Raw genomic sequence first — 2,758 nt, forward strand, 5'->3', positions numbered from 1 at the left:
AGCTGAATACATAGGCTTAAGAGGCGAACCAGGGGAACTGAAACATCTAAGTACCCTGAGGAAAAGAAATCAACCGAGATTCCCTTAGTAGTGGCGAGCGAACGGGGACYAGCCCTTAAGTGGCTTTGAGATTAGCGGAACGCTCTGGAAAGTGCGGCCATAGTGGGTGATAGCCCTGTACGCGAAAATCTCTTGGTCATGAAATCGAGTAGGACGGAGCACGAGAAACTTTGTCTGAATATGGGGGGACCATCCTCCAAGGCTAAATACTACTGACTGACCGATAGTGAACTAGTACCGTGAGGGAAAGGCGAAAAGAACCCCGGAGAGGGGAGTGAAATAGATCCTGAAACCGTATGCGTACAAGCAGTGGGAGCCCACTTTGTTGGGTGACTGCGTACCTTTTGTATAATGGGTCAGCGACTTATTTTCAGTGGCGAGCTTAACCGAATAGGGGAGGCGTAGCGAAAGCGAGTCTTAATAGGGCGTCTAGTCGCTGGGAATAGACCCGAAACCGGGCGATCTATCCATGGGCAGGTTGAAGGTTGGGTAACACTAACTGGAGGACCGAACCGACTACCGTTGAAAAGTTAGCGGATGACCTGTGGATCGGAGTGAAAGGCTAATCAAGCTCGGAGATAGCTGGTTCTCCTCGAAAGCTATTTAGGTAGCGCCTCATGTATCACTGTAGGGGGTAGAGCACTGTTTCGGCTAGGGGGTCATCCCGACTTACCAAACCGATGCAAACTCCGAATACCTACAAGTGCCGAGCATGGGAGACACACGGCGGGTGCTAACGTCCGTCGTGAAAAGGGAAACAACCCAGACCGTCAGCTAAGGTCCCAAAGTTATGGTTAAGTGGGAAACGATGTGGGAAGGCTTAGACAGCTAGGAGGTTGGCTTAGAAGCAGCCACCCTTTAAAGAAAGCGTAATAGCTCACTAGTCGAGTCGGCCTGCGCGGAAGATGTAACGGGGCTCAAACCATACACCGAAGCTACGGGTATCACTTAGGTGATGCGGTAGAGGAGCGTTCTGTAAGCCTGTGAAGGTGAGTTGAGAAGCTTGCTGGAGGTATCAGAAGTGCGAATGCTGACATGAGTAACGACAATGGGTGTGAAAAACACCCACGCCGAAAGACCAAGGTTTCCTGCGCAACGTTAATCGACGCAGGGTTAGTCGGTCCCTAAGGCGAGGCTGAAAAGCGTAGTCGATGGAAAACAGGTTAATATTCCTGTACTTCTGGTTATTGCGATGGAGGGACGGAGAAGGCTAGGCCAGCTTGGCGTTGGTTGTCCAAGTTTAAGGTGGTAGGCTGGAATCTTAGGTAAATCCGGGATTCTAAGGCCGAGAGCTGATGACGAGTTACCCTTTGGGTGACGAAGTGGTTGATGCCATGCTTCCAAGAAAAGCTTCTAAGCTTCAGGTAACCAGGAACCGTACCCCAAACCGACACAGGTGGTTGGGTAGAGAATACCAAGGCGCTTGAGAGAACTCGGGTGAAGGAACTAGGCAAAATGGCACCGTAACTTCGGGAGAAGGTGCGCCGGTGAGGGTGAAGCATTTACTGCGTAAGCCCATGCCGGTCGAAGATACCAGGCCGCTGCGACTGTTTATTAAAAACACAGCACTCTGCAAACACGAAAGTGGACGTATAGGGTGTGACGCCTGCCCGGTGCCGGAAGGTTAATTGATGGGGTTAGCTAACGCGAAGCTCTTGATCGAAGCCCCGGTAAACGGCGGCCGTAACTATAACGGTCCTAAGGTAGCGAAATTCCTTGTCGGGTAAGTTCCGACCTGCACGAATGGCGTAACGATGGCGGCGCTGTCTCCACCCGAGACTCAGTGAAATTGAAATCGCTGTGAAGATGCAGTGTATCCGCGGCTAGACGGAAAGACCCCGTGAACCTTTACTATAGCTTTGCACTGGACTTTGAATTTGCTTGTGTAGGATAGGTGGGAGGCTTTGAAGCGTGGACGCCAGTTCGCGTGGAGCCAACCTTGAAATACCACCCTGGCAACTTTGAGGTTCTAACTCAGGTCCGTTATCCGGATCGAGGACAGTGTATGGTGGGTAGTTTGACTGGGGCGGTCTCCTCCTAAAGAGTAACGGAGGAGTACGAAGGTGCGCTCAGACCGGTCGGAAATCGGTCGTAGAGTATAAAGGCAAAAGCGCGCTTGACTGCGAGACAGACACGTCGAGCAGGTACGAAAGTAGGTCTTAGTGATCCGGTGGTTCTGTATGGAAGGGCCATCGCTCAACGGATAAAAGGTACTCCGGGGATAACAGGCTGATACCGCCCAAGAGTTCATATCGACGGCGGTGTTTGGCACCTCGATGTCGGCTCATCACATCCTGGGGCTGAAGCCGGTCCCAAGGGTATGGCTGTTCGCCATTTAAAGTGGTACGCGAGCTGGGTTTAGAACGTCGTGAGACAGTTCGGTCCCTATCTGCCGTGGACGTTTGAGATTTGAGAGGGGCTGCTCCTAGTACGAGAGGACCGGAGTGGACGAACCTCTGGTGTTCCGGTTGTCACGCCAGTGGCATTGCCGGGTAGCTATGTTCGGAATAGATAACCGCTGAAAGCATCTAAGCGGGAAACTAGCCTCAAGATGAGATCTCACTGGGACCTTGAGTCCCCTGAAGGGCCGTCGAAGACTACGACGTTGATAGGTTGGGTGTGTAAGCGCTGTGAGGCGTTGAGCTAACCAATACTAATTGCCCGTGAGGCTTGACCATATAACACCCAAGCAATTTGC

The 2,758-nt window shown here is 52.0% G+C and carries 1 rRNA gene (only partly in view); it reads left to right on the forward strand.

Annotated features, from left to right (window positions below):
• Window positions 1-2,738: ribosomal RNA gene (locus tag AC1DWM_RS29905) — 23S ribosomal RNA — on the forward strand (it extends 154 nt beyond the left edge of the window).
• Window positions 2,739-2,758 lie beyond the last annotated feature (20 nt).

The organism is Pseudomonas sp. P4_C8 (genome assembly GCF_056401975.1).